2 protein-coding genes are annotated in these 3,075 nt (G+C 69.3%); one reads left to right on the top strand and one right to left on the bottom strand.

Translation table 11 applies throughout. From position 1 onward, the window contains the following. Positions 1-544 precede the first annotated feature (544 nt). Positions 545-2,596: a M23 family metallopeptidase gene (locus tag FV222_RS21545; RefSeq protein WP_238271024.1), complete on the top strand. Its 2,052-nt coding sequence runs from the start codon at positions 545-547 to the stop codon at positions 2,594-2,596. Positions 2,597-2,609: 13 nt separating this feature from the next. Here FV222_RS21545 and FV222_RS21540 read toward each other — a convergent pair. Beyond that, positions 2,610-3,075 (bottom strand): glutamate--tRNA ligase family protein (locus FV222_RS21540; RefSeq protein WP_246685588.1); only part of this gene is annotated, 466 nt, incomplete at its 5' end.

The raw sequence follows: 3,075 nt of genomic DNA, 5'->3' as shown, positions 1-3,075 counted from the left end.
GGTGCGAACAAAAATCCAGGGCTATCAACCCCAAACCACCTTGCCCGTCTTGGAGAACCGTGATACCGAACCAACCACTCGGTGGTCCGCCTCAGCGGTGGGAGGCGTCTAAGCCCGCCCAGACCCCTTGTCAACCCCGAACCCGACACCAAGGCCAGACCCGAAACCGACAACACCGCCGACACAAACACCAGGCCACCCGGCTCACGCCAGCTGCCCCTTCGCTCGTCATGTCGGTGGTCCCGAACCAGAACCGCGTCGCCGCCGCCCCCGTTCGATGAACAGGGGTATACGGACACCCACGCAGCCCGTCAACAGGCGAAATGGAACTTTTGCGGATTTTCACGACAGAGACATGACAGAGGCTGGAAGGCGGCCCCGAGTGGATCGTCGCGCATCTCTCCTGACGGATGGACCTGATCCGACGGATCGATGAGTGGAAGCGCGCTCGCGCACGAGGCGCCTCAATCTCGACATGCTGCCCTTCGACATGCTCATGTCTTGGCGGCCCTTGAAGCCGCCCTCCTCCGACAAGGCGCTCTTGGTGAACCGCGACCGTCTCAAGATCGGCGAGGCCGGCGGCCCGCGGACCCCGCCGGGTCATGCCCACGGGATTCAGCCGGCCCTCGACCTGCTCGGATCGGATGCGACGCGCATCGACCGCCGCGAGGTCAACCTGCGCTGGCTCTGCGCCTCGGCGCTGACCGGCCTCACCGGCGCGGCGCTGATCGGGGCGGCACTGCACGTCTCGCTGCAGGGCGAGGCCTCCTTCGCCGCCATCCCGGAACGGGTGAGCGTGGCGCCCCGGCCCCAGCCGAGCGAGGGCGGCACCAACCTCGCGCGCAAGGGCGACCGCCTCGTGCGCAACCTGATGATCGCCTCGGCCAAGCAAAGTTTCCGCTCGCCGGTGACGGTGCGTCTGGGGGACCGCGAGATCATCAAGGTCCGCCCCTTCGTGCGGATCACCACCGCGCTGTCTATGTCGACCGGGGTGTTCGCCGGCGACATCCCGAAATTCGATCCGATGAAGTTCGTTTCCGACGAGCCGGTCGAGCGGGCGCCTGATCCCGGCTCCGCCGACGCGCCCGGCGCGGAGGTCAGCGTGGTCAAGCGCGACCTCGCCGACGCGACGGTCGAGGCCGGCTCCGCCGCGCTGTCCGACGACGACGTGACGGCGCAGGTCGAGGAGGAGCGCCGGATCTCGGCCGAGGCGGGCCGGCGCACCGCGATCCCGATCGCGCCGCAGATCCTGCTGTCGCGCACCCTGCAGGGCGCGCCGACGCCGGACTTCGCGGGATCGCCCAAGACCGCCAACGACGGCAACCCGTTCAAGTCGATCGAAGTGCTGGTCGTGCCCGAGAACGTGACCAAGCTCGCCAAGGTCGAGTTGCGCCCCAACGAGACGCCGATCGTCGAGGAGCGCGACCTCGCATTGAAGCGCGGCGACACGCTGGAGGCCGTGGTGCGCGCCACCGGCTTCGCCTCGGAAGAGCAGATCCGCGGCATCGTCACGGCGCTCGGCGGTAGGACCAAGACCGGGGCGCTCGCGGAAGGGCAGCAGTTCCGCCTGCAGATCGCCCCCGGCGCGAAGCCCGGCGACCCGCGCCAAGTGACCCGGGTCGTGCTCTACGGCGAGGGCGGGATCGAGGGGATCGCGGCGATCAACGATCGGGGCGCCTTCGTCTCGGTGGCCCCTCCCCCCGAGGAGGCGCCGTCGCAGAAGCCGGCGGCGAGCGCCGAGAACGCTGAGGACGACGAGGAGGATGGCGGCTCGGGTCCGCGCCTGTACCAGAGCCTCTACGAGACGGCGGCCCGGCACGAGCTGCCGCGGGCCACGGTCGAGGACATCGTGCGGGTGTTCAGCTACGACCTCGACTTCCAGCGGCGAATCTCGGCCGGCGACGGCCTCGACGTGTTCTACACCTACGACGAGGATGCCGGCGCCTCGGCCGACCGGCCCGACCTGCTCTACGCCTCGTTGAACCTCGGCGGGGAACAGCGGAAGGTCTACCGCTTCCAGTCCCCGGACGACGGCTCGATCGACTACCTCGACGACCAGGGCCGCTCGCTCAAGAAGTTCCTGATCCGCAAGCCGATCGCCGACGGCATCATGCGCTCGGGCTTCGGCTATCGCCGCCACCCGGTGCTCGGCTACGCCAAGCTCCACACCGGCGTCGACTGGTCGAACCCGATCGGCACGCCGATCGTGGCCGCCGGCAACGGCACCGTGATCCGGGCCGAGATGACCTCGGGCTACGGTCGCCGGGTCGAGATCCAGCACATCAACGGCTACGTCACCACCTACAACCACATGTCGCGGTTCGGGCGCGGCGTCACCGAAGGCGCGCGGGTGCGCCAGGGCCAGGTGATCGGCTATGTCGGCTCCACCGGCCTCTCCACCGGCGCGCACCTGCACTACGAGGTCATCATCAACGGCCACTTCGTCGACCCGATGAAGATCCGGGTGCCGCGCGGGCGCGAGCTCGACGGCCGGATGCTCACCGAGTTCAAGCGCCAACGCGAGCAGATCGACGCGGTGATGCAGAAGTCGAAGAGCGCCACCGCGATGGCGCAGCGCGATGCGGCGGTGCGCTGACAAGGTTTTCGGGTCAGGCGAAGCCGAGCGTCGCGCGGATCGCTTCGGCGGTGTCGCCGCGCGCGCGCAGGTCGGCGAGGCTCGCGGACGCCTTCGATTTCGCGAGCTTGCCGCCGTCCGGCCCGAGGATCAGGGTGTGGTGGTAGTAGCGTGGGGTGGGCAAGCCGAGCAGCGCCTGGAGCAGGACGTGCAGGTCGGTCGCCGCCTCGAGGTCGCAACCGCGCACCACATGGGTGACGCCCTGGTGCGCGTCGTCGACGACGACGGCGAGATGATAGCTCGTCGGCACGTCGCGGCGCGCGATTACGGCGTCGCCCCAGCGGACGGGATCGGCGACCCGAAACGTTTCATGAGACACTCCCTCCCCTCCCCGCTCGGCGGGTGATGAGAGAGCGAGATCGGCATACCCATGGGTGCCGGATTCCGTTGCCAACGCCCGAGCCATGTCGAGCCGCCAGGCGTGCGGCGCGCGGGCGGCG

The sequence above is a fragment of the Methylobacterium sp. WL103 genome (assembly GCF_008039885.1).
GTDB lineage: Bacteria > Pseudomonadota > Alphaproteobacteria > Rhizobiales > Beijerinckiaceae > Methylobacterium > Methylobacterium cerastii.
Note: the sequence above shows the minus strand (reverse complement) of the source record. Positions and strands in the feature narration are given on the sequence as shown.